Raw genomic sequence first — 26,131 nt, forward strand, 5'->3', positions numbered from 1 at the left:
AAAGAGTGGCTAAGAATTGGTGTAAAACTGGTGATAAAAACGAAACGCGAACACGGGAAATGTAGTTATATCAAGGGTTCAGCGTACTATAACAGAGTAGATCGTAAGACTGTATTGACCCGCACACAGGTCATATTGAGACTGTTTGTCTATTGATTTATAAGGATTTTGGGTGAGTAACTAATAGGTTTGGGGACGGATTGAGGACGTGCATGTGCACGTCCTCAATTTATGTTCAATATTTCAACCAAATAAAAGTTTTTTGTAACGTACTCGTTAAAATTTTACAACAAGAACTATACTGAAATCGGCTATTCTTTTCTAAGAACGTGAAAAAGGGTCGTCGTAGCAACCCGATAATTGCTTGAAGATTTGGACAGTTAGTGAATTAGTTGAATTTTTACGATTAAATGGCATATAAACTCAGAATTACAATACTTTATGTTATAATTTAAGTATTTTTGAGGCGAAATATACATTTAACTGTAACCTTCCTGCTCCGTTTCTTAGCTGACGTAGCAGCTTATATTATAAGAAGTTTCTCTATCTTTTTTACTATATTGATATGTTAAAATGAGATTACTATTATGTATGAAATAAATGAAGTGTTTTTAATAGATAGAAGGAGAGGCACATAATAATGGTGATGAACATGATGAACATGATAAACGTGATCAACGATTTTTCTTCCCCCAAATATGATGAGCATCGAATGGCTATTGAAAAGTTGCGTAATAAAGGACGCGACTGGGATTTTATTAAATATTACGGCAAGCAGGATGAGGAAGGGCTACAAAATAAACTCGAACTATTACAAGAAGATGGTATGATTCCAGAAGATTTGAATGCACCAATCTGGTTAGCAATTGTAAAGTTTTTGCGTGAAGCAGCAGAGCGTGAACAAATGATTGAAGAGAAAATTGCCAATAATCGTATTTTAAGTCGTCGTCAAGATAATGATTTGACGATCCCAGGTGGCGGGGCGAGTAGTTGGCAATTATATAAGAACAAGCTAATCCGACAAGGCTGGACTGATGAATCGGTAAAAGATATTGAAAATACAACAATCAGTATTTTAAGAAAACTCCGAGTAGAGACTGATAATTCGATTAAAGGTTTAACTATTGGTCATGTGCAGTCTGGTAAAACAGCAAGTATGGCTGCATTAATGGCAATGGCTGCTGATTGGGAGTTTAATTTATTCATTGTTTTATCCGGAACAATCGAAAATTTGCGTAAACAAACAGAAGAACGTCTAATGAGTGATTTAAAAATGTCAGGCAATCTTTCTTGGGAACGTTTAAGTCAGCTTTCATTAAAGTCAGGTTCTTCGCATAAAGTAAGCAGCCTTTTATTAAATAAAGGGTCACGTGAACGTTACTTAAATGTTTGCCTGAAAAATAAAACACGTTTAAATGATTTAATCCTTTGGTTAAAAGAAGATGGCAAAAAGCTTTCTCAAATGCGTATTTTAATCATTGATGATGAATCGGACCAAGGTGGAATCAATACAAATGATGTAAATGATTCACTGGCAGAACGTACAGCATTGAATAAAGCAATTGTAGAGCTAGTGAAAATTCAAGCAAAAGATGGTTCGAAACCGTTAAGTATGAATTACATCAGTTACACAGCTACACCTTATGCTAACTTTTTAAATGAAGCTTCAGAAGAGTCCCTATATCCACATGATTTTATCGCGGTATTAAATCCAGCGAAAGAATATTTTGGTGCAAAACAAATTTTTGGATTAGAGAATAATGAATATTATCGCGGGCTACCAATGGTACGTGTAATTACTGAAAATGACTGTGATTTAGTCAATAGTATCCATAAAGAAGAGGGGGGGTATTTACCGCAATCATTTAAAGATGCACTTCATTGGTTTTTATTAGCGACTTCGATTATGCGTTATCGCAAATATAAAAAGCCGATTAGTATGCTTGTACATACGAGTCAGAAGCAAACACATCATCAAATTTTTGCGGATTTAATCAACAGTTATTTCAGTAGTACATCGAAAGTGAAAATCATTGAAGCGTGTCGTGTACTATACGAACAAGAGCAGAAAAAGTTTACAAAAGAAGACTTCGATATGGAATTTGAGGTATACCCAAATAAAGATGATGTGAAAGATTATCCACTATTTGAAAAAATTGAAGAAGAGCTAAAACGTTTAATCCGTCATCATCCTTCTCATATCAATGTGTTAGAAGATACAAAACGATTGGAATATCATGACGGTCTTCATTTATGTATCGATAACTGTGCAAATAATGGGGTCACGGAAGATCTAGAGCATGTCCGTTTAGTTTATCCAGATCCCAAATCACCGAATTACCCAGCCCCAGCCCCAGCATTTATTGTTATTGGTGGTAGTACGTTATCGCGTGGTTTAACAATTGAAGGGTTAGTGAGTACATATTTCCTTCGTACGACTTCGCAGGCAGATACATTACTTCAAATGGGGCGTTTCTTTGGTTACCGCAAAGGTTATGAAATGTTACCGCGTATTTGGCTAACAACGGATACAGAGGCGAAGTTTAAATTTATGGCGACCCTTGAAGAAGAATTACGTGAGGATATTGAAACATATATTTTAGAAGGCATGGATGCCAACGAATACGGCCCAAAAATTAAAAACTCACCAAAACTAACATGGCTACGTATTACAGCGAAAAATCGTATGCAGAGTGCAGAGGAAATCGATTTAGACTTCTCTGGGACATCGAGTCAAACGATTGCATTTGATGATGATGTAGCCATTCAAAGACAAAATATCGAAGTAACGGAGCACTTATTAAATCGTCTAGGCACTCCAAACGAAACACGTAATACTCGTGGTCTTTATTGGGAAGATGTGCCGTTCCAACAAATTATGGATGACTTTTTTCGCAAATTCACGTTTAGTAAACAGAGCGAATTCTCCAATATGGAAGCCTTCTTTGAATGGTATTCAAAGAAAGAAGCGGAAGCCGGTTTTACGAATTGGAATGTCGTGTTATCCGGTAGCGGTAAGTTAGATGATGACGAACATGACGAACATAAACAATGGATAGTCGGTGGTCGTGGTGTAGGGCTAGTTACACGTAGCCGCCGTGGTTCGGCAACTGGCGAAAAAATTAATATTGGTGTGTTACGTGCTCCATCGGATTTATATGCAGATATGACGAAAGAGATGTATGACTCGATTCGAGAGGAATTTAAGTTAACGCAAGCTGTGAAAGCAGAACGTGCACTTATCGAAGATGAATTAGAAGAAATTGATCAAGAACAACCAAAGAAAAGTGTTGTCAATGAGTTGCGTAAAGCTGCTGGTATTGGTTTAACACCGCAGCTACTTTTATATCGTATTGACCAAAATTCGGAATATAAAAAAGGAAATAAACCAAATACAAAAGAATCTAATAGACGTTATGACTTAAATGCTTCAGAAGATCTAATTGGTGTTAGTATATTTGTGCCGGGGTATCGTTCGGGCAACAATTTAGCGACAAAATTGTCGATTCGTATTGAGAATCCAATGGGAGAGTCTGAAACGGAAGAAGGAAAAGAGTAATGCAAATCGAGATTGCAGAGTTCGGGAAAATGTCCCAATCCGGCAATTCATTATTAAAACTTATTCAAAATAATGATTTACCAATTTTAGATTTACTTGTACGTGAAGCTGTGCAAAATAGTTTAGATGCGGGTATTTGTGTAGAAGGGCACGATTCTGTATATGTGGACATTGGCATCAAGGATGTCAATGTCCCAAGCTTTGCTAAGCATTTAGATGGAATTACAGATCGATTAATCGAAAAATTTGGAGTCTCGCCACAAAAGGCGATTTATATTGAGGATGCCAATACAACCGGACTAACGGGTTCATTAGACTTTAAACATTCGCCAAATGGAAATATTTTCAAACTAATTTATGGGATTAGTATGGCACAAGAAACTCCAGGTGCTGGCGGGTCTTGGGGATTAGGGAAGACTGTCTATTTCCGTGTAGGTATTGGCTTGGTTGTTTATTATTCACATATTTTAAATGACGATGGTCAGTACGAGCATCGTTTAGCTGTGACATTAGTAGAAAACGAGAAATTACCAGAAACGATTATTCCAAAATCTTCCGGAAAAGTCCCGAGCGGAATTGCTTGGTGGGGCCAACGTGTAGCACCAGTTAGTTATGATACAATTCCAATTACAGATGAAGCAATGATTCGTGATATTTTACAATCCTTATCTATGAAGCCGTTTGAGGGAAAGCGTTTAGGGACAAAAATCATTATTCCATTTATCGATGAACAACAATTACTTATTAAGCACGAAATCAATCCAGATGAAAACAAACCGTGGGAATCGAATGCAGTAGATTATATTCGTGTGGCAATGCAACGTTGGTATGCACCGCGCTTAGCTAATGAAAAATATACTTATGGCAAATATTTAGACGGACATATCAATGGAGAGAGACTGGAAAAGGATGATTTTTTACCATTATTCCTTGAGCTACAAATGATGTACAACGTAGCTGTAATTGGTAGTAAATCCAAGCGTTATTTTGTCAATGATATTCAAATTCGCAATTATTTTGAAAACAATACCATAAATAACGCGGGGCGTGTAGCATATAAAAAGTTCACGAAGAATGAGCTAGATATGTTAGCACCACTGAATGGTCCGAGTCCGTTTACATGTGTGAATGAGAAAAATCCGTTAGGTGAGCAAAATGCGCCGTTGATGGCTTATGCGAGAAGACCAGGAATGATTGTTAATTATGAAACAGATGGCGAATGGTGTAAAGGACTTGGTGCAACAGAAGAACACGAATATTTAGTGGCTATTTTTGTGCCAAATTCCATTACGAAATTAGTGAATCCAGATAATGATGTCGTCGATTTAGAGGCGTATTTACGAAAAAGTGAGATGGCCGATCACACCTCTTGGACAGACATTATTATAAAAAGTAAGCCTCTTGACATTGTTGAGAAAATTCGCTCACAAATTCTTCGGAAAATTAAAGGGTCATATGAAAATAAAGAAGAAGTGAAAGAAAAGCAAGGTATGAACAAACTAGCACGTAATGTCGGAAAAATGCTGTTACCACCGACCGGATTTGGTCGTCGTGCTTCTAGTCGCAATCGAGCTGGAGGTACGAAGCTTCCTACTGATATTGGTAGTCGTGGCAATAGTTTTACGATTGTATCACAGAAATATTTAGATACTGGTGCTTTAGAAGTTCATTTTCAACTGAAACTAGCGAAAAATGTCGCTGTATTTACAATAGAGTTATTTATTGCTTCTGAAGGTGGGAAAATCTCAGCAACAGATTGGGAATCAGCTGATAGTGTAGGGACACCATTCCCAGCAGTAATTACGGGTATTTTTTTCCCAAATACGGTTGGTCTATTTGGTCGATCCGCGGCTCAAAAAAGTGACAACAAAGTGTTGCATGCTGTACGTATTGAGAAAAACGATGTGCCTGTTGAATGTTCAGGCAATTTAATATTCACTTGTACGGACCCTCATGTACAAGTCGAAATCTCGATGAAGCCAGAAGGAAGTGTAGACAATGGCTAATAAGGTTAGCATGAATCGACTTTATGATGAGGCTATGGAAGAATTGTTAAATGTCTCGATAGATTTGCAGTTCTTTTATAAAGATGAAGATGGTTCAAAGCAAGTGCTTAATCAAACCGAAGACTATGAGTATAAAACATTATTGAGTAATGACGATGATAGCTGGGACTATGTAGAAAAAGGTTTTGGGCTCTCAGGCAATGTAATATTAGGTAGTCCGTCTAGTATGTTTGGTCCTACGCAATTGGTCAATGCTGATGCAGAGTTAGGGTTTGCATTGCAATGGTTGTCAAAGCAATCTTCTCAGCGCGGTGTAATCCCTTTTGCAACCATTACAAGTACAACACCAAATGACGTGATTATCCCGATTGATTATTATTTCCTAAATGATAAATTATTTGGCGAAGTACATATTTCGCTTGTTGTTTATTTGAAAAAGGCGAGCCGCAATAGTATGCGGGGACAGGCACAACTACCAGGTACAATTTTAGGTAGGTTAGTAGAATGGGATGTTATTTTAGATGGCTCTGGCTCGACGTTCCCGATTGTGGTTGTAAATGAACCGGATAAACCTTTATGGTTTGTGGATTTCAATTATTCGGAGCCGTTAGTCGAACCGTTTGATAAAGAATATATCGCGATTTATTTAAATAAAGCACATGTTGCATTCCGATCGATTCAAAAACCGAAAACGAAGCTTGATCAAGCATTGTATGTAGAGTTTTTAGCAAGCGCCCTGCAGCTTGTTTTGCAAAACTTGATGGAATGTCCGGATTGGCAGGATATTCAAGACGGGAGAAACTGCGAAGAAGGTTCTATCGGGCAAGTCATGCATTATTTTAAAACAACACTAAGTTGGGATTTCGATACGCCAGAAAAACTAGCGATGTCTCTACGCAAAGATTTAGAAACACGAGTAAAGATAGGTGAAATGTAGTGTGGGAGAATGTAGTCTATACAAAAGCCCAAGCAAAATTTAAGTTTCAACAAATTGAGGCCGAACCAGAAAACTGTGCACCACGTCAAGTCAAAGCACCTTTTGATCAGCTACGTGAAATCATGATGGATGAAAAGAAAACATTTTTAGTGGATGAAATGAAGAAAATTAATTCTTATGCATTTGATTTGCATATGGGATTGACATTGTACCATGTGCTAAATGAAGAATACGGCTTTAACGAGAGACTAGCAGCTCAAGATGAGATGTGGCGTTATTTATCGTTGGAAGTATTTCCTGACTTAGTATACGAACGTTTTGGGATGAATGATCAACGTTTTTATAAAGGAACACGTCGTATTTGGTTGAAAAGTATTTGGTGGTATATTCATCTTTCTTGGCAAGGAACAGAGGAAGAAACATTCGATACATTAAAAGGTAATTCGGCAGATGAAATCCTTCAGCTACTCGACCGTTCAGGCAGTGGTGGTTATCGTGTGGAATTAACACGCAAAATGATGCGCCAGTTTAAAGTACATGCTAGTAGCAAAGTGCCACAATTATTTCGTCGTGTGTTGAAATTGAACACAGCACGGTTAAATATGATTGAACCTAGTTTAGTAGAAGGTGGCATAGAAACATACGTAACAGATTTGTATAAGTATTTTCTAAAGGACTTTTAGAAAAATTGGAGAAAGAGTCGAGTATATGGAAACAATACAAAAAATTAGAGAAGGCTTCGCATATTTTCGGACATCTGCAAAACATTCCATTACATTGAAAGAGCAGTATTATTGGATTGTGAAAATTGATGGTATGCAAGGTGTTGCCATTGAAATCCCAGCAGATAAACATGTAAATGAGCAGTTAACCAGCATTTCTTATTATACGAAAGAATATATAATTGGTGGTGAAGAACGCCATTTATTAATGCTCGTATCTGATCATCCGAAGTTATACGATGATTTTGCGATAATTTGTGCTGGCTTTTTAGAGAAGGTACTCGATGCAGAATCGTATCAAGAAATCCAACAGAATCCAATTTCTTGGTGGCATGCGATGAAAGAACTGATGGGCAATGCCAATATTGAAAAAGCAGCCTATAGCGTACTAGCTGAAATGCTAAGTTACTATTATTTGTTGAAACAAGAAAAAGACGTATCTTGGGTAGGGCCATTTGGTGGTTCTGTTGATTTTAATTGTAATGATGGTTGCTATGAGGTGAAATCTACTATAGTACGTTATGGCTCACAAATTACAATTAATAGTCAATATCAGTTAAAAGCAAAATATTTGTTATTTTATCGTTTTGAACCTGCTGTATACGGTATTTCGATTCAAGATATGGTTACAAAATTAGTAGAATTGGACGTAGAAGAATCGGAAATCGAACGTGCACTTGAAAAACTAAAATACCCAATTGGCAGTGAAGTTCGTACAAAATCATATCGCCTGCTCGAAGTAATGAAATATGAAATCGATGAAAGCTTTCCAAAAATCGTACCAGAAAGTTTTATAGATGGACAATTGCCTAAACATATTAGCGGACTCATTTATAAATTAGATTTAGATGGTTTGAATGGAGAAGTTATTGATTTAAAGGAAATCTAATAGAAATTGTTGATATTTTTTATAATGAATCGACTATTTTTGAAGCTTTCAACAAAACTCTTAATAACAACTCAAATATACTTTGTCCAGTGGAATTTACAAATAGCCTTGATAGAACTAATAAGGCTAGCAATCCAATGCTGTATTGACTTTTGAGTAATTTTTTGATGTTTCCATCGAAGTAATTCGAGATATCTTAAAATTACTCTATTAGCTATTATAATGAAACAGTTCATCCAATATGTTTATTTCATCACATAATTAGTGAAATTTGTTCTGTATGTAGAAGATTTTCCTACGATAGAAGAGGAAAAAGTATGTGGCATAAACATAATATAATCATTGGTTGAAAATATCATTGGACTAAAGTGCATAAAAAGGGGTGCTATTTGTCAAAGAGCCACAGTTGCAACCCTTTTCTTCTAGTTTCATTTTCTTTCCTGCTCGGTTAACAGAAGTCCGGATTTAACTTGTTATTTTTAGTCGCGAAGTGGTTTTTGTTTCTCTTTGGTTTGATCGATAAACTGGACCATCCCCTGATTGGTCGTCTCAAAATCCCCTTTGACCAGATGCTCCCAGATCCGTAGAATGTGCCATCCCTTTTCATAATAATAGTTATCCACCTCAAAATCCCTTTTGGCATTTCGGTACAGCTTTGAAACCCAGTAGTTGTTATTATATATTTTGTACTTTCAATTGATGAAATTAGTAATTTGTCTCAACAGGGGTATGGTGTTGCTAAGTAGGAATAGCAAGATACGGGAATCAATATAGAGGGTTACTATTCAACCTCCCCAAATATCCTCTCATCAAGAGGCTTCAAATTGTAATTTACACAAGATACGGTTCGTCTGCATTTATAAATTATTGGGGACGAAAGCACTCAGTGTCTATTACAATGCACCAAAATATAACAATACTAATGTTGAGAAAACCCTAATAAATCAAGACTTTAGCCCACCTCGCAAGATGGAAGCAAAGAGGGCTATGTTCCGTGAAACGGTACATTTAAACAGGAATTTTTCAAAAATAAGCCATGTCTAATAAGGAGCCTGCAGATAATACTTAGACGGTTAATGTGAATTGGGTGATAATTTGTTGTAAATAATCGAGTGAACTAAGAACTAGGAGTTTTAAGCGAAAGATAAAATCCACCATTAAGTTGCAGCATTCTGTAAAGGTATTGTTGGTATTGCATTTAAATTGAAGGTAAATGTAAATATAAGGAGAATTATTATAGATGAATAAAAAATTTTTTTTGGGGGAAAAGATATGTCAGTATCAAAAAAGATACAATCGAGTACTAGTTCTATTGGTGCAAGAAGTTTAGAAAAAACGTTAGTTCGTATAACAATGCCAACATATGACAAAATCCTTGACCATATAAACCACTTTCGTACCCAAGCGCGCAATTATAGGAACGAGCAATCTTTTGACATTAAACCCGAATTTGTTAATACTATTACTATTTTAGGGGATCGCGGAACAGGAAAGACTTCAGTTTTACATACGTTGCATAGAGAAATTCAAAACATGCACATCAATGATATTGTCACAGCGATGATTGTACCCGAAAAAATGAGTTCTGTTAGCGATACCCTTGGTTGGATTCTTAATAGTTTAAAGTTAGTGGTTGATAATATAAACGAACGATATAGTGAATTTCTTTTTCATAAAAGGGAGAGAGAGTGGGCGCACCATCAAAGGGTCAACCGATATGATACAACAGACTCGTTAGCAAACTGTATAAAAAAAGAAGAGTTAAATCCCTTACTATTAGCTTATAAGACAGCAGAGAAGCAATATCATATAAGAAAGGAATACTATCGTGATGCCATTGTTCAGCGCGATGAAGGTATTTTAGGCTTTGTCGCAGATAATCAGAAGATGATTAATGCTGATCTTGAGCTCATCGATAGCTTTCATTGCTTTCTTGATGCAATAATCAAGGCTAAAATGGATCTGGATAATCCTCCTGAAGATCCTTTAATTTTTATTTTCTTGGATGATGTTGATCTATGTGCAGAACGAACAGGAGAAGTACTGGAAACCGTACTAAACTTTCTGACGCACTCTCATTTAGTATCGGTAGTAACTGGCGATTATAAGGTGTTTTCAGAGGCAATTACGCTTCATCTTCTTCAGAAGGAAAACATTTCAAACCCACAGTTTTTCCAAACGAAGTTGACTGGGGCTCATTTGGAGGATCCTTCACATGATAATACGGTTCTAGGAATTCGCCAAGAACGAAGCGAGGAGTTACTTAAGAAAGCACTACCTCCAAGTTATCGACATCGAATGGCACTTTTAAACGACAATGAGAAATGGTCATTTACTGGTTATGAATTAGATGGTACTGTAATGCGTGAATTATTCGCTGATATAGGCTTTAAGGGAAAGCGATTCGGTGATGTCTGGGGTGAGCCAGAGCCTGAATATGCTAAGTTTTTGGATCTAACGCCTCGTGGCTGTATAAATGTATATCAATTCTTACAGCAACGTCGTCACGGAGATTGGGATGGCGATGATGTTAAGCAACTTTTATGGCTATTGGTTAATTCCTCTCGTGGTTTAAGAAAATTCAGCTCATTAATTGAAAAAGCATTTCGTATCTACGCTTCTCATTTAGATCGTAGTTTAAATGCGAAGGATTCATATATCGATTATGATTTAATTTTTGTTCACAAAGAATCACAATCTGAGGTTTACTGTGAGAAAACAAAAAATCAGCCCAATATCGGAGCAGAATTAGAAGCACAACTTTTTGATGAGTTCTACACTATTATGCTACTAGGGGACTTCTTTGAGAAATTGTTTCAACTTCGAGATGCATCATATAACCTAGTTAAAAATCGAATGGTAAACTATCTAAATAGAATAAACAAAAATTACAAATTATTTCCCGATATTCAAGATACCAGTAGATTGCACGATTTTTTTCTTCAACTCACCCAGCGTATTGGGCTTAAAGATGTTGGGGGGTTATTCGCTAATGGAAAAATAAATGAATCGGAAATAGAGTACATTCATCTATTACCAGTCCTGACGGACAATGTAAAAATAGAAGGAAACCTAAGCAATACACTAAGAAAAATTTATACAGAAGATGTTGACTGGGTAAGGCAACAGATTGAAATTCTATTTAAAAACTGGGTTAACCTGCAAGAAATGCAACATCAATTGGTTAACAAATTAAAAGAGAAAATCGGTGAACATTCTTTAGGTCCTTTAAACTGGCGAGATTTAGAACAAGAGATATATGAGCAATTAAATATTAAAGGATTTCGAGATAAATTCTATTCTTTTGCTGATCAACGATCATTGTTCCTTGTGAATTCATTTGAAAAAATTCAATTTAATATCAAGTCTTCGAATTTGGTGGAGAAGGGAAGAATTAGGGGAAAGATGATTTCCCCCATAGTTCAACAAATTAGTTTGATAGATGATAGATTAGACTTAGATATCTCTTTTATTGATAAGCTTATACAACGTGATCAATTGATCAATGAGAAAATCGCAGATTCTAACGAGATTCCAAATGTTGAGGGGAAACTTGAAGTGATTCGCCAAGAACTTAAAAACGCTGATCCAGAAAGTATTATTAGAAGAAAAAGAGTTTTGGAACGTATTACAGTTCAGCAGGAGTATATAAAATCCCGGCAAGAAGAATGGGATAATTTAACCTCATCATTTCTCAATTCTGAATCGATGATTAATAGTGTAATTCGTAAACCTAATGAATATACGGTTACTTTCGATCCGTGGCCAATTCTTGGTAAATTTTTGCCGCCTCGTGATGTAGAAGCTCACAAACGTGCAGAGGATGTACAAGAAATTCATTATGTTTACAAAGGTCTGATGAAGTTGGATTCTGCAACCCAGCAATTCTTGCATAATTATTTTAATGCTCTTGAAGAAGTTAAGCTACTAAACCAAATTAAGCCCTTAGATGTTGAAGCTCGTCAAAAAGAATTAGATCAATTAGAACAGAAACAAAATGAGATTAGGAAAAAGCTTGAACAAAGTGATTTAGAGCTTAAGCGTCTAAGAAAAGCGATTCAAGAGGATTTGGAACAGGATATGACTGAATTGATTGAGAGTGATGAGATCCTCGAACTTATTCGTTCTACAATTAATGATAATAGAAATGCATATACAAAGATATTACGAGAATCTATAGATGAAATGAAGCATAACATGGTTAGTATTATTGTGAATTCTTATAAAAATATATTGGATTTTCATTATAATATCATATTTGAAAAAGAAGAACCGCCTTTCTCAGAAGAGAAAATAAAAGAAATTCAAGATATTTATGAGGGGGTTTTGGAAGAACAACTTGAATATTTAGCAACAGGGGAGCAAATGGTTATACTCGATGAAAGACTTATTAGAAATTTACAAACTTTGCGAAGAATCGGTGGTTCATTCAATAAACGTTTAGCGGATAGTATTAGTTTTATCCATCATAATTTAAAGGAAATTCCGTATGAGGAGTACGTTGATAGATTAAATCAAATAAAATTTAGTGTTCAAGATAGGCAACTTTCTGATTCCAGTGCTCAACAAAGGATTGATATATTGGTATCTTCTCTGTCAATATTTCAAACGCGGCGAGTTCCGAATTCAACTAGAATCCAACTATATCACCAGGCGGCTATACATATTATTCAAAGTATTGCGTCATCCTACATCATGTATACATTATTAACCATTTTACAAACTATGGATGACCGTTCTGCAGAGGCTGCTATGCATGCTTATCGTGAGCAACTTTATCTATATTATCAAGAAAATAAATTTTATCGAGACGGCTTTACAAGGTATATTGGTAAGCATATTAAGGAGGCAATGCGTGAAAATTGAGATATTCCGTGAGCCTCTTGACCTTAGGGCGGAGTTGCTAACTCTACCTTTCACTAGTCTCTTATTTAACGAAGAAGACCCTCTAGAGAAAATTGCTCAAGCAAGTCCTACATCGGATAAGAAGGGCCATCCTCTAAACAAGTTCAAAGAGATGTTATACCAAGAGCTGAACGTAACACATCACCTAAGAAATCTAGATGAGATTGATTTACTGCTGCAAAAATACTTTCCGTTTAAAGATTTACAGGAATCATACTTGGATACAAAGGACATGTCTGGATTTTACATGAAACATCTATCGAAGTTAAGTAGATTATTTATAACTCATCGAAACGGTAAAATCACATTTAAATACTGGGGCCATGAGGAGGATACACTTTTAGGCCATTATAAAGGTATAAACAAGGTGGCATTTTGGCAGTCTCTAAATCGATGTTTCTCAACCGATCTCTTGGTCTTTATTCATTTACTTGAAAATAATATGGATGATGAAACATACCTACAGTCATATCGTTCAACAATTCATCTTGAAGATAAGCAATTGGACCAAATTCTTCAAGCAGGAGTGGCTGATACACATTTGCATTTTTCTGCAGGTAGGAATTTTGCATTGAACTGGATTAGGCTTACCTCACCTCATCTTTTTCCGCCTTCTCGTATGACAAATGAACTATGGGGTCGATCGATTGATGAAAGATTGTTTTATATTTGTTCAATCAACAGGGTGTTGTTAGGTTTATTTCTAGCGAGAAGAGAGCAGGGGAATCTAAGTCAATTTTACGGGAAAATGAGAAAAATAGAGTTGATGTACAAGATCGCTGGCATGAAATCATTTAGAAGTGAAGAGAATTTAAGTGATATATTTGCACAGTTAATTGATGAACTAGATCTTTTACATAGTGATGGAGACGGTCATCTACATACCGAATTGGATTCATTGTATAAGTTGATGCCTGACGAACATAGCGTGGAGAATTTATTTTTATTTCGCGCACTTAAATATTTACAAAGTGGGATAAAAGACACCCTGTTCCAAAGGGCATTTTGGAATTATATACGTATAAAAAACACTGTTTTCCGAATGCAAGTGCAAGCAAATCATACTCGCGGACTAGAATACTTCCAAAGATTCTTTAAGCGCTCTAGCAAAAGTAGAGTCTCTGTAAACCCTTTTCATCACATTCGATATATTCTTCAAACTCAGTTTGACAATCCTTATTTACGCAAATTAGAAGTTCGGTTGAGCCCGCCGACAACTGGAAATTACAAAGAAATAATGCTTGATTTAGCTAGGGAGTTAATAGAATTTTTAAGAGCTTATCATAATGTCACTCATGATTTCGAGCAAAGAGGAAAATTGGTTCCAGCACTTGGGGTAGTTTACCATTTAATTAAATCAAAAGATAATAAGGAAACAGAAAAATGTTGGATGGATTTTTTTGATAGTGGTGATGAACGAAGTCTCTATTTTCGATCCATACAAAAATTATACGGCGCTCAGATGGATGCAATTGTTAAGTTGCGTGAATCAGTACCTGAGCTTTCTTATTATTTAGTGGGTGTTGATGCAGCGAGTAATGAGAAATGGACGGAACCATGGGTTTTCACACACATTTTTCGTAATGCGCGTAATAGTGATAAACACAGAACAATTTATCAAAAGGCGCCATACCTACCAATCCAAACGTTGGGAATTACTTATCATGTCGGTGAGGACTACCGTCATATCCTTACTGCACTAAGGCATGTGGATGAAGTGGTTGAAAAATTTAACCTACATGCAGGTGACCGTATTGGACACGGGGCTGTACTTGGAGTAAAACCTCAGGAATGGATTCTTAACAATCCGGTTATAGTTATACCTAGAATTGAGTATATCGAAAATTTATTGTGGTTATGGGGATTGGAAAAGAAAAATGAGACGTTTTCACATATATATTTATCAAATTTGGAAAAGGAAATTTTGTATCATGCTAAATTCATTTATGGAGAAATGGATGGTATTCATGTTTACTCGTTATGGCAAGCATATGAAAAAAAATTTAATCCTGAATTAAACTTAATTGCTTTTAATCGCTATAAACCAAGCGAAGCAACATCGAACTTTCCTTCGCCGCGATTGTTTTGTAACTTAGTTAATCCGTTGGAAGGACAAGCTTGGAACGTAGAAAAGCTATTTCTTGCTTACCATTGCAAGTGTTACTTAACTTCTATGCTTGAGCCCATAGAAGTATCAGTAACTTCAGAAGATGTACTTTTTTATCAGCAGATCCAATCTCATATCTTAGTGAAAGTTAGTAGCCGTGGCATTGTTGTTGAAACTAACCCTAGCTCTAATACAGCGATCACAGAAGTAGACCATATTTTCGGACATTATATCCAAGAGCTAAATTCAAGAGGTTTAAAGGGAGAACATAAAATTGAGAATGGGCTCATCTGTACCATTAATACAGACGATCCAGTGGTGTTTAATACAACAATTAGTAATGAATTCGCGTATATTTATTATTCACTTCTGGAAAAAGGACATGCGAGAGAGGATGTATTGCGATGGATCGATCGAATTCGTTTTAACGGTATGCGCACCTGTTTTATTATAGATCGTCAAATTACCAATCTAGAAAGATTGAAGGAATTAGAAAGGGTAATTGGTGAGCTTGAAGAACTGATTGAAAATGGAATTTCAGATGAAGTTTAATAACCTCTTCAATAATTTAATGAAAAGTCGTAATTCTCTTGGATCTAGATAATATTTAGAAGGAAAACGTAAATAAAAGAATATATTGGCATTGGATTAAATTATCTGGTTTCGCCCTATCACTAATAGCAACCTACTAGCTCTGAGTAGACTTGAAAACTCCAGTAAAATCAACTCTTAATTGGATTGAAACAGTTTATAGAGGATTGCTAAGTTTTTTGCATACGGGAAACCCAGTGCAGTAGAGTGTATTCCAAAAAAACTCTCGTATATTTACTTATAATTATAGTACTGATTTTTATTTTATTATTTTTCATGTGGATTGCCGCGGCAATCCATTTCTTATATTTCAGTCATACTTAATAGTACTTGAGGTTGTTCTCATTGCTGCAGGTTGATATAGCACCGACCGTCCTAAAGCCACAGCATACAGGGATCAAGTATGTCTATCAAAATAAATAGGCAGTCCCAATTATATTGGGATTTGTTTACTAAAAAATATTTTGATCGTCTTTTACAAGAACGGCTATAAAGTCAATTTTAAATACACATCGTCCATATTGTTTTGGGTTATGTTATACCAATATATCTTGAAGCTATACCGGGAGCTGAATGATTAAGAAGTTTCTGGATCAATGTAATGTCCACGCCTGACTTATAATAATGGTAATCTGAGGAAGGATCCCAATGTGATGAAGCAATGGAACGGTTCAAGCATTGGATGCGCCAGGGGGATATTGTTGTCGTTTCCGGTGGAAATAAACTGGTCCGTGCAATAGGAAAAATTACTGGAGATTATTATTTCGATCAAGATGCCTATCCAGAGTATATGCATTTTCGCGATGTTGAATGGCTGTTTGTAGATAATGAAAACATGATTCCAGTTGAACGAATTCTGAAGGAAAAAATATTTTCCCAACAAGCAATTTATATGTTTGGCCATGAAGATTTGAATATGGAAAGCCTTCGTGAACTAATCGCAGGTGAAAGAAGCACGGGTACCGGAGAATCTCAATATGTCCTGATTATTGATGAAATTAACCGAGGAAACATATCTAAAATCTTTGGAGAACTCATTACATTAGTCGAGTCTGATAAACGGATGGGGCAAATCAATGAACTTTCGGTTACGCTACCATATTCCGGACAGCGATTCTCCGTGCCTTCCAACGTTCATTTACTTGGAACAATGAATACCGCCGATCGTTCAATCGCCTTATTGGACACGGCGTTGAGAAGAAGATTCGACTTCAAGGAAATGATGCCGCGATACGATCTACTCCCTGATAATGTGGAGGGTATCAACGTTCGAAAGTTGCTGCAAACGATTAACGATCGAATTGAATTCCTATATGACCGCGACCATCAAATCGGTCATGCCTATTTTATGACAGAGCATCTAACCGCGGATTATGTTAAACAGGTAATGGTGAGTAAGGTCATACCACTGCTACAAGAATATTTTTACGAGAACTGGGAATCAGTGGAGCTAGTGCTCGGGGGAGCAGGGAAGGCTCTAGACAATGATTACCTGTTAAGTAAGATTAAATTGACTCACCGAGGTTTGTTCGGCAAGTCAGATGTGGCCGATCTTGATAAATTCCGGTATTCCGTCCAAGCAAACCCTTCTAATATGGCTTTGATCCGGGTTTATGAGTCTTTGTCGACTTTAAATACGGAAGAGCAGGATGATTTTGAATGAAGCATTTGATCGTTACTGAGTGCTATGAATCTATACCCATTTCGGTGATGGAGGAAGCTGCCTTGACTCCCTTGGAGGCAGATGAATTATCCCGATATGTTCGTATTGCTGGGCTGGATGAGGATCTCATTCGAATTACAAGAACGGAAGTCATATTCATTAATTATGTAGGATTTATACAACTTACATCTTGTTCCATCGAGATTCTTCCCAAGGTGGCTGGTGACGATCCGGTCCGTTCGCGTAAAGTTTTATTGCGAATGTTACAGAAGACTGGTTACTTGGATATTCATGAGAGCCAGTTAGGTTTATTGGTAACGGAGAAGATGAATCTGTTCGAAATCATTGCCTATTTGTTTACTGGCAAACTAATTAAGGAATTGAATAAAGGAGTGTATCATTCATATCGTGTTCAATACGAAGAGCTTCAAAGCGTACGTGGGAAGATTAATCTTGTTAGTCAATTACAACGTACATATAACAAGTCTACGGATATAAGTTGCATATTTGATGAATTTCAAACTGACAACGTACTTAACCGAATTCTGAAAGCAGCAATCAGGCGTGTAATAACATTATCCAAACATATGGAAACACGCAAGAAAGCCAGACAATCTATGATCTATCTGGACGAAGTAGACGAATCTGTTGACATTCGACAGCTACCGGATGAATTTAATTTCGATAGAAACAACAAGAGATTTCAAGAGAGCTGGAGAATGGCAAAACTCATACTATCACAAACAACTTCCTTGTCAGCTGCTGGTAAGTCTCAAAATACATCGATCTTGTTTAAGATGAATGACTTGTTCGAAATGTATATGGCGTATTTGGTGAAAAAAGTAGCGATGGAGGTAATTGTTAAGGACCATTCTTATAAACTTTTGATTAAGGATGGGACTCAACGGGGAGTTTTTCAACTCGAGCCCGACTTGTTGGTAAGTTTGAAAAATGGAAGTAAAGTCATTATCGACACAAAATGGAAAAGAATCGACAGTTCCATAGCAAGACACGGGGTTCAGCGTAATGATTTCTACCAGATGTATGCGTATTTGACGCGATATGATGATGTAGGGACTGTATTTCTGCTGTATCCGCATCACGATGGGATTTTCAATAGTGGTGGGACATTCCTCGAATCATGGGGCTTGGAACAGGATGAACGGAAAAAATTAAAGGTTTTCTCGATTAGTTATGAAGATGAGTTTAAAGCTATAGATGAGTTGTCAACTATATTATTATGAGAAGTGCCAACGGCAATTCACTTCTTCGACATTTAAAAAAAATCTTTTTGCTTAAAACGTTAAAATGGTGAGTCTGTTAGATTCGAAGTATCAAGAATTACTGCTTAACCAAGTTAATTATTATTCGTTAATAAATCACTTGTGATTTAATTCTATGTGAAGATTTATTAGCAAGATCAATTAAGACCTATACATGCACTCGGTTATCACCACTTTAAATTGGTGTGAAAAGGGGCTAGTTACATCGATTGAGCTTTACAATAGTCTTCATTCAGCAGCTCTGAGCAAAATGATTTAGTTGGGGGAAATTGTATAAATTGGTGTTAATAATTTTGAAATTTCCTCCTAATTAACAAGCATCTCTTTTAGGTTGTTGTATTTCCATAGTTTAAAATTAACTATATCTATTTGGGTGCATGTAAAATCATGGTGTAAACATACATGCACCCTAAATGATATTCATGTCTCCTTCACATGAACCCATACATATTCCTCTGGGAACATGTGTCCAGAAATGAGCCTATTTTGGTATTATTGGTGTTAAATTTGGTGTAAATACCGGTATAAATATTGGTGTAAAAAAACTGGTGTAAAACTGGTGTTAAGTTGGTGTAAATTTGGTAAAAAAACCTCTCCTAAACTAAAAAAACGAGCCTAAGCGAACAGAAATCGAACGACAAAAACCCAGTAAAATCAAGGGTTTAGCGGACTATAGCAGTCTCTATAAAACTCGCTTTTTGACTCGCATACGGTGCATGTGGAGTGTTGCTCATTTTTATGGCGGAACGTATAGTCAGCAAATAAACCCATTACTTTCCCAGTAAAGTCTTGATAACAACGGATTAAAGATGTGACATAAAAGGAGGAAAAGAAACGAGATGGAAGGGACAAACTCATCTATCTCAATTCTTTCCTCTATTTTTTTATCAAAACATACTGGGATTATAGTATAGCTGTTACAAAAAACGGAATGAAAACCAAGTAAAAGGCTGATTTCGTGCACGACTTTATTTATTAATGGAATGGCAAATACGGGTTTGAAAGCTTTTTGGTGGGATTTTATTCGGGGGGAGAAAAAGAGGGGGATTTGTTCTTCTCTGTTTAACCTCCTCGAAAGTATCGCGGAGGTATTTTTGTTTTTTGTTCTGTCATCCGACTCCAATAAAATACAATAAGATTAATTTCGTTTAGAGATGAATATGTGATATGGTAGGAGTGAAATTCTTCAAATAATTGCTTTTGGGGTCAACAATATGTTATTTAATTTTTTTAACCCTATATATAGTATACTCAACAATAAATGCGAGTTTAAAGCATCTTTGAGGTAGGCATAGTTATAATAATTATATTGTTTGATTGGAGGTCCTTTTTTGGAAAAAGTAAAGCCAGCAATTGATGAAGTTATTTTCTCGATAGGGAAGTTAAATGAAGTTCTAGCATCGACTGACAGTCGTAGCTTGGAATTAATATTTAGTAATTATCCCCTAGAAGCGAAACCATGGGAAATGTTTCAAAAATTAATAGACTGGCGAATCATGTTAGATTCGTTTGAATAATATAATTAACCTCGCTTTATAGCCATAAAAGATAACACAAAGAGAAGAGGAAAGGTATGCGATTTTTCTCTAATAAAAAGGAAGTTAATAACGAAAAAATAACTTATATTAGCCCTGAAAAAATAATACCCGACAAGAACCAGCCAAGGAAAACATTTGATGAGGAAGAATTGGTCCAACTTGCACAATCTATTAAAACGCATGGAATCATTCAACCTATCATTGTTAGACCAATAAATGGGGCATACCAGATTATTGCAGGAGAAAGAAGATGGCGGGCCTCGATGAAATTGGGATTGCCGGAAATTCCAGTTATTATTCGGGATACAGATGATCTACAAACTAGGTTCCTTGCAATTATAGAAAATTTACAAAGAGAAGACCTCACTTCGATAGAGGAGGCAAGGGCATTTAAAGCGTTAATTGATTTGTATGGTTTAACACAAGAAAGCCTATCCCAACGCCTTGGGATAGCTCAGTCAACAATAGGTAATAAATTAAGATTTCTGCATTTACCGGAACCCGTTCAACAAGCAATTTTAGAAAAAAAAGTTCATGATCGCCAAGCGCGTGCATTATTGACATTAAAATCAGAAGAACTTCAACTCAAGGTAATGGATGAGATTATAACAAAAAATCTAAATACTAGAGAAACAGAATCTAGGGTTAAAGAGCTTTTGAAGGTAGAGGAAGTTAAACCAAGGCCAAGAATGTACCGGTTTTCTAAAGATTATCGTTTAGCCCTGAACACAATACGCGAATCTTTTCTGCTAGTTACTAATAATGGTCTTAAGCTCGAAGTATCAGAACAGGAAAACAGCGATGAATTTACTTTTGTAATAAAGGTCCCCAAAAAGAATAAATAATATTGTTTTAATTAAGCTGCCGGATTGCTAATCTAGGTTGCTTTTTTTATGACTCTGGTTATACAAAGTACATCAAAAAGAAATATATGCCCAATAAAAAATGGGATACGAACAGGCATTCCATTTTATAGTTATATGTGATAAAATGAGGACAAAATGTCCTCGAGGTGTTCCATGGAATTTGCTGCAGAAAAAATCAAAAAAAAACGTGAAAGACTGGGAATGACCCAAAAAGAAATGGCAGATGTAATTGGACTTGGAAAATACGGCGATCGAACAGTTAGAAGATGGGAAAACGCTGAATCAAATCCATCAGAAGTAGAATTGAAATTTATAATGGAGTTATCAGAGGAACCGCGCTATGCGAATCCTCCTTTGGAACAAGCAAGGTTTAAAACTATTGACTTATTCGCAGGAATTGGTGGAATACGCCTTGCTTTTCACAAATTAGGCGCTTATTCAGTTTTTTCTTCAGAGTGGGATAAATTCTCACAAAAAACGTATAAAGCAAACTTTGGAGAAATACCTCACGGTGATATTACCAAAGTACATGAAGATGATATTCCTGATCACGATATTCTACTTGCAGGATTCCCATGCCAGCCATTCTCACAGGCAGGATTAAAGAAGGGGTTTGAAGATACCCGTGGAACATTGTTTCATGACATTGCAAGAATTATAGCAAAAAGACGTCCAAAAGCTTTTTTACTTGAAAATGTTAAGCAACTTTATGGTCATGATAAAGGTAGAACTTTTAAAACGATAAAAAGTGTGCTTGAAGAGCTAGATTATTCAGTAGATGAAAGTGTTCTTAGAGCAGCGGATTTTGGTGTACCACAAAATAGAGAGCGAATTTATATCGTTGGCTTTGATAACAAGCAGGGAGGAAGGAAGGTAATGCAAGAATTTATATTTCCTATTCCACCAAAAACCAAAACCAGAGTTGGGAATATACTTGAAAAAAGAGATGAGAAGTACTTTGAAAAATATACGATCTCTGACAAACTTTACGAAGGACACATGCGTCGAAAGGAAATGCATAAGCAAAAAGGGAACGGGTTTGGGTTTAGTTTATTTAATGAAGATAGTGAGTATACCAACACCATTAGTGCAAGATATTATAAGGACGGTAGTGAGATTCTAATCGAGCAGCCAGGCAAAAATCCTCGAAAGTTAACACCAACTGAATGTGCTAGATTGCAAGGGTTTCCTGACGATTTTGTAATTCCGGTCTCAGATTCTCAAGCATACCGTCAATTTGGAAATTCAGTTGCTGTTCCGGTTGTTGAGGAAATTGCAAAAGAGATGCTAAAAGCTATGAGTGAGATGCTAATATTGGAGAGGGAAGAAAACGGAGTTCTAGTATAGTGTTTAAAGACAGCCATGCAGGCAGGCTGTCTTGTCTTTTTCATTTGCTTTATAAGGTTATACTTTATTCATAAATTATTATTCTTGTTTGGAGTGAGAATCAATGAGGCGTCCGGACTATCTAGTACAACTACATAAGAACAGTCCGAGCTTAGCAAGTGTACCCTTTGATTTCGTACTTCAATGGCATCCACAGTTAAATTGTAATCTGTCGCCGGATCAACTAAAGCCACAGTCAAACAGAAAAGTTTGGTGGAAATGTAGTGTAGGACACGAATGGAAGGCATCGGTACAGCGTCGATTTCTAGGTGACGAATGTCCATTTTGTAGCGGAAAAAAAGTAACTGAGCAAACATGTTTAATGAATAAAAATCCCGAGCTTGCGGAAGAGTGGGATTTTCAGAAGAATGGGGAGCTAAGCCCAGAAAATGTTTTGCCAGGAAGTACAAAAAAAGTTTGGTGGTCTTGTGTTCGCGGCCATGAATGGCTGGCTAGAATTGATCATAGGAATAATGGCTCAGGCTGTCCCCAGTGCAGGAGAAAAGGACGGGAGTAAGCAGGAATTCTATATACACTTAATTGAAAAAGTAATAGGCGATCAATTCTCAGTACTTTACTGAGATTGATCGCCTATTACTTTTAGTAACCTATTATAACTTTTGATACTAAGATATAAAGAGAGTGAAAGGTTTGATCATTTTCGAACTATTAACCAAGAAAAAGAATGAATTCTTTTTTATTCATGCAATATTGCTTTTTCAAGAAAATCATACAAGTTTAGAAAAAGAGGTATAAAGTCTATTTTATCGAAATTACATATGTTGAAATGCAGTTAATGTTATGTGAGGAGATTAAATTACAATGCCAGCAAATAGACAGGGCGAGTTTACAGAAATTCATCATAATTTCTTTGGAAGTGTTGAAGGTGGATTTACAGCAATTACATCACAAGAAATCAATCAGGTAACATTTAATGTTAAAGTAAGCATTCGAAATGTACTCATTAAACGGTTGGGGGAAGGGAATATCGCTAGGACTGGCAACGGGATTTCTCCTGACATGCTATTCCATATCTGGCCAGGTACAGAAGGAATTGCTGCATCTGGTGATAGAACGTTTCCGTGTAAATTTGGAAAACCACAAGGTAACGAAATGACAGCATATTTTTCTCGTATAGTACCTAAAGAACGAATGAGTGATGGGGATATTTGGTTTGTATTTTTTCGTGATGGTGATGTAACACCTTGGTTTGGTCTTATGAAAGAAAATGTCTGGGACCACTTCTTTAGTGGTTCTAATATGAGAGTTGAAGATACTTCTGGGATCCGTGAAAGTGTACCTACTTTTGGCGCTGAGGTAACAGAACATGTTACAGGTGGGTCCAATTTAATTTTATATGGTGCTCCTGGTACAGGGAAGAGTTTTGAGCTAGAGAAGAGGGCTAACACTAATGTTACAAGAGTGACGTTCCATTCGGAATACACCTATTACGATTTTGTAGGTAGTTATAAACCAGTTCCAATCTATAGCAAAGAAATAATGGATTTTATTTCGGCGGACGGAGGGCCAATAGAAACTGGCCAACCTTATATTGATTATCAATTTGTGCCAGGTCCTTTTGCAATTATATTACGGGATGCGCTTCTTTGCCCATATGAAATGCATACATTGAAAATCGAAGAGCTGAATCGTGCAAACGCGGCCTCTGTATTTGGTGATCTGTTTCAACTGCTTGATAGAAGAGAAAATGGAGAAAGTGAATATAGAATTACACCTACAAAAGAATTGTATAATTATCTTAAGAAAAATGTGCCAAATTTAGGTAATGAAATATATATTCCTGCAAACTTAAATATTTTTGCAACTATGAACAGTGCCGATCAAGGTGTATTTGTAATGGATTCAGCTTTCAAACGGAGATGGAACTTCGAATACATGGCAATAAAATTAAGAGGAATTAAACATGAGAATGAACCCGTTCAATATGAAAATGGGAATATCTCATGGAGTTCTTTTGTTGAAAATATTAATGAACGCCTCGCAGAAATTAAAATTAATGAAGACAAGCATATTGGCCCTTATTTTATGAAAAGTGGAGAACCCTCTAATCGTTCGAAAATTGCTTCTAAGCTTCTTGTGTACCTCTGGGATGATGTTGTGCGGCATAATCGCAATCAATTTTTCCTTGATGAATATAAAACATTCGCTCAGTTAGTAAAAGCATATGAGGCAGATAAGAAAATTTTTGTGTTTAATATAAATACTCAAGAAGAAGATGTTGAAGAGGAACGTACTGAAGAATTATCAGGTGTGGTAGATGTGCATGAGGAATTAATGGGCCTGACTAATGAAAAGTAGAAAAATAAGGGATTTATGCTTTATAGAATCGAAAGAATATTCTTTGGATAAGTATGAACTTCCCCAAAAGTTGCTATTGAATTCGGATATTATAACTAAAAAGGATAGTAAATTTTATTTTAACCTAACGGGTTTCTTGGTCCATAACGATAATATATTTATTGTTTTTCCGAAAAATCATAAGATTCCTGACGATGAGCCAGAACTATTAGAACATATTCGCACACTTGCTGGAGTTTTATTAAGATATCAAAACGAGACTTCGCTAGAAGAAAACGAAAATGAGCTATTATTTGGAAATACGAGCAATGATACTGCAGAAGGTATTGCAGCATCACTGTGGATAATTAGAGATTATATTGAGTACGGTTTAATTCAACGACAATTTCAAAGTAATACTCTTTCAGGTAGTAACATTGACTGGACAAGAACAATAAATACGTCACATCCAATTTTCTCGTCTTCAGGAGTTGTATATACAACCCCTAAGTATCGTAAAAAGTCACTAGATTTGAATAATATTCTTCGTTCAATACATGAGTATGTTGTCCTTAGAAGTTTTCAAAAATATGGCTGGATTCTAGGTTACAATACATTTGATAATGTCACCATTAATGAAGAGTTGCCTTGCAATGAGGAGTTAGCTACTTATCTTCTTAGCAAGGAACTTAATTCAATATTCAATGATAGAGAAATAAAACTAATGAATACTTTAATAGAATTTATTAATGGCTCCGATAACAAGAATCAGAAGACTACTCTAGACACACTGGCTACCAATTATTTTCATAATGTATGGGAAGCAATGTGTAGTTTTGTATTTCGTAACGAGTATAAAACGCTAAAAAAATATATTCCTAAACCAATTTGGCATTTATCTGATAATCGAACAGAATCCACACATCAAAGACCTGATATACTGATTGTAAGGCAAAACAAGCTCTATATTTTAGATGCTAAATACTACAATACTCCAAAATCCTTGCCTGGATGGCAGGATCTTGTCAAACAGTTTTTTTATGCGTATTCATTAAAGCATAAATTCCGTAACATGGTTAATGTGTTGCTGTTTCCTAGCACTGTTGATGATCTATTGGAGTTCTATGGATATGTTGATATTCAGAATCAACCAAGCTTAGGTAAAATACAATCATTTTCCTTAGATACATTATCTTTAATGAAGGATTATTCCAATTATCAATATGGAAGATGGATGGACGTTCTGATATTGAAGATTAATTGTTTGAATGATAATGCTATTACATCGACACAGGATTAAGTAGATGGGGTTACTTAAATGACTACTTGGAGAATACCAAATTAATGGGAATTAACAAATGTGTCATAACTCGATGAACTG

16 protein-coding genes and 1 pseudogene are annotated in these 26,131 nt (G+C 36.0%); 16 read left to right on the forward strand and 1 reads right to left on the reverse strand.

From position 1 onward, the window contains the following. The first annotated feature begins 640 nt into the window (after nucleotides 1-640). From GC098_RS22065 to GC098_RS22085, 5 genes are read left to right on the forward strand one after another with little or no spacing between them, the layout of a single operon-like run. Nucleotides 641-3,559 (forward strand): Z1 domain-containing protein, encoded by a 2,919-nt coding sequence (locus tag GC098_RS22065; RefSeq protein WP_171645373.1) that lies wholly within the window; start codon nucleotides 641-643, stop codon nucleotides 3,557-3,559. Further along, entirely contained in the window at nucleotides 3,559-5,565 is a 2,007-nt protein-coding gene (locus GC098_RS22070; RefSeq protein WP_171645374.1) for a hypothetical protein, read from the forward strand. The genes GC098_RS22065 and GC098_RS22070 overlap by 1 nt, the downstream gene beginning before the upstream one ends. Further along, nucleotides 5,558-6,502 carry a hypothetical protein gene (locus GC098_RS22075; RefSeq protein ID WP_171645375.1) on the forward strand — a complete coding sequence of 315 codons (945 nt, stop codon included), beginning with the start codon at nucleotides 5,558-5,560 and terminating at the stop codon, nucleotides 6,500-6,502. The genes GC098_RS22070 and GC098_RS22075 overlap by 8 nt, the downstream gene beginning before the upstream one ends. Beyond that, on the forward strand, nucleotides 6,502-7,185 hold the full coding sequence (locus tag GC098_RS22080; protein ID WP_171645376.1) for a DUF6339 family protein: 684 nt from the start codon (nucleotides 6,502-6,504) through the stop codon (nucleotides 7,183-7,185). The genes GC098_RS22075 and GC098_RS22080 overlap by 1 nt, the downstream gene beginning before the upstream one ends. 25 nt (nucleotides 7,186-7,210) lie before the next feature. Beyond that, nucleotides 7,211-8,113 (forward strand): PD-(D/E)XK motif protein, encoded by a 903-nt coding sequence (locus GC098_RS22085; RefSeq protein WP_171645377.1) that lies wholly within the window; start codon nucleotides 7,211-7,213, stop codon nucleotides 8,111-8,113. Between the two features lie 479 nt (nucleotides 8,114-8,592). Here GC098_RS22085 and GC098_RS22090 read toward each other — a convergent pair whose 3' ends face one another. Beyond that, nucleotides 8,593-8,736, reverse strand: coding sequence for a hypothetical protein (locus tag GC098_RS22090; protein WP_171645378.1), 144 nt, complete (start codon nucleotides 8,734-8,736; stop codon nucleotides 8,593-8,595). 649 nt (nucleotides 8,737-9,385) lie between these two features. Between GC098_RS22090 and GC098_RS22095 the strand changes: the two genes are divergently transcribed. The 11 genes and pseudogenes from GC098_RS22095 (at nucleotide 9,386) to GC098_RS22140 (ending at nucleotide 26,050) form a co-directional block, all read left to right on the forward strand. Next, nucleotides 9,386-12,979: a hypothetical protein gene (locus tag GC098_RS22095; protein WP_171645379.1), complete on the forward strand. Its 3,594-nt coding sequence runs from the start codon at nucleotides 9,386-9,388 to the stop codon at nucleotides 12,977-12,979. Further along, complete coding sequence (locus tag GC098_RS22100) at nucleotides 12,969-15,677, forward strand: amidohydrolase family protein (RefSeq protein WP_171645380.1); 2,709 nt, start codon at nucleotides 12,969-12,971, stop codon at nucleotides 15,675-15,677. The genes GC098_RS22095 and GC098_RS22100 overlap by 11 nt, the downstream gene beginning before the upstream one ends. A gap of 697 nt (nucleotides 15,678-16,374) precedes the next feature. After that, nucleotides 16,375-16,911: pseudogene (locus tag GC098_RS42015) on the forward strand (DUF8426 domain-containing protein); the annotation flags it as partial. 27 nt (nucleotides 16,912-16,938) lie between these two features. Beyond that, the gene (locus tag GC098_RS42020; protein ID WP_512699020.1) at nucleotides 16,939-17,379 is read left to right on the forward strand and encodes a hypothetical protein; all 441 of its coding nucleotides are present in this window, start codon (nucleotides 16,939-16,941) and stop codon (nucleotides 17,377-17,379) included. Beyond that, nucleotides 17,376-18,623, forward strand: coding sequence for an McrC family protein (locus GC098_RS22110; protein WP_171645382.1), 1,248 nt, complete (start codon nucleotides 17,376-17,378; stop codon nucleotides 18,621-18,623). Before GC098_RS42020 ends, GC098_RS22110 begins: the two co-directional genes overlap by 4 nt. Nucleotides 18,624-19,993: 1,370 nt before the next feature. Next, the gene (locus tag GC098_RS22115; protein WP_171645383.1) at nucleotides 19,994-20,179 is read left to right on the forward strand and encodes a hypothetical protein; all 186 of its coding nucleotides are present in this window, start codon (nucleotides 19,994-19,996) and stop codon (nucleotides 20,177-20,179) included. Between the two features lie 56 nt (nucleotides 20,180-20,235). Further along, nucleotides 20,236-21,045: a ParB/RepB/Spo0J family partition protein gene (locus GC098_RS22120; protein WP_171645384.1), complete on the forward strand. Its 810-nt coding sequence runs from the start codon at nucleotides 20,236-20,238 to the stop codon at nucleotides 21,043-21,045. A gap of 174 nt (nucleotides 21,046-21,219) precedes the next feature. Further along, nucleotides 21,220-22,413, forward strand: a complete 1,194-nt coding sequence (locus GC098_RS22125) for a DNA cytosine methyltransferase (RefSeq protein ID WP_171645385.1) — start codon at nucleotides 21,220-21,222, stop codon at nucleotides 22,411-22,413. 103 nt (nucleotides 22,414-22,516) lie between these two features. Next, nucleotides 22,517-22,969 carry a zinc-ribbon domain-containing protein gene (locus GC098_RS41665; protein ID WP_171645386.1) on the forward strand — a complete coding sequence of 151 codons (453 nt, stop codon included), beginning with the start codon at nucleotides 22,517-22,519 and terminating at the stop codon, nucleotides 22,967-22,969. A 305-nt stretch (nucleotides 22,970-23,274) separates the two neighbouring features. After that, nucleotides 23,275-24,771 carry an AAA family ATPase gene (locus GC098_RS22135; RefSeq protein ID WP_171645387.1) on the forward strand — a complete coding sequence of 499 codons (1,497 nt, stop codon included), beginning with the start codon at nucleotides 23,275-23,277 and terminating at the stop codon, nucleotides 24,769-24,771. Beyond that, a complete protein-coding gene (locus tag GC098_RS22140; RefSeq protein WP_171645388.1) occupies nucleotides 24,761-26,050 on the forward strand; it encodes an LlaJI family restriction endonuclease in 1,290 nt (429 codons plus the stop codon). Before GC098_RS22135 ends, GC098_RS22140 begins: the two co-directional genes overlap by 11 nt. Nucleotides 26,051-26,131: the final 81 nt, after the last annotated feature.

It is taken from the genome of Paenibacillus phytorum, assembly GCF_013141715.1.
In the GTDB taxonomy this organism is placed as follows: Bacteria; Bacillota; Bacilli; order Paenibacillales; family NBRC-103111; genus Paenibacillus_E; species Paenibacillus_E phytorum.

What these genes read in the sequence shown, in the direction of transcription:
- GC098_RS22065 (WP_171645373.1), top strand. Translation starts at nt 641, where the DNA reads ATGGTGATGAACATGATGAACATGATAAACGTGATCAACGATTTTTCT.
- GC098_RS22070 (WP_171645374.1), top strand. Translation starts at nt 3,559, where the DNA reads ATGCAAATCGAGATTGCAGAGTTCGGGAAAATGTCCCAATCCGGCAAT.
- GC098_RS22075 (WP_171645375.1), top strand. Translation starts at nt 5,558, where the DNA reads ATGGCTAATAAGGTTAGCATGAATCGACTTTATGATGAGGCTATGGAA.
- GC098_RS22085 (WP_171645377.1), top strand. Translation starts at nt 7,211, where the DNA reads ATGGAAACAATACAAAAAATTAGAGAAGGCTTCGCATATTTTCGGACA.
- GC098_RS22095 (WP_171645379.1), top strand. Translation starts at nt 9,386, where the DNA reads ATGTCAGTATCAAAAAAGATACAATCGAGTACTAGTTCTATTGGTGCA.
- GC098_RS42020 (WP_512699020.1), top strand. Translation starts at nt 16,939, where the DNA reads ATGCCGCGATACGATCTACTCCCTGATAATGTGGAGGGTATCAACGTT.
- GC098_RS22110 (WP_171645382.1), top strand. Translation starts at nt 17,376, where the DNA reads ATGAAGCATTTGATCGTTACTGAGTGCTATGAATCTATACCCATTTCG.
- GC098_RS22120 (WP_171645384.1), top strand. Translation starts at nt 20,236, where the DNA reads ATGCGATTTTTCTCTAATAAAAAGGAAGTTAATAACGAAAAAATAACT.
- GC098_RS22125 (WP_171645385.1), top strand. Translation starts at nt 21,220, where the DNA reads ATGGAATTTGCTGCAGAAAAAATCAAAAAAAAACGTGAAAGACTGGGA.
- GC098_RS41665 (WP_171645386.1), top strand. Translation starts at nt 22,517, where the DNA reads ATGAGGCGTCCGGACTATCTAGTACAACTACATAAGAACAGTCCGAGC.
- GC098_RS22135 (WP_171645387.1), top strand. Translation starts at nt 23,275, where the DNA reads ATGCCAGCAAATAGACAGGGCGAGTTTACAGAAATTCATCATAATTTC.
- GC098_RS22140 (WP_171645388.1), top strand. Translation starts at nt 24,761, where the DNA reads ATGAAAAGTAGAAAAATAAGGGATTTATGCTTTATAGAATCGAAAGAA.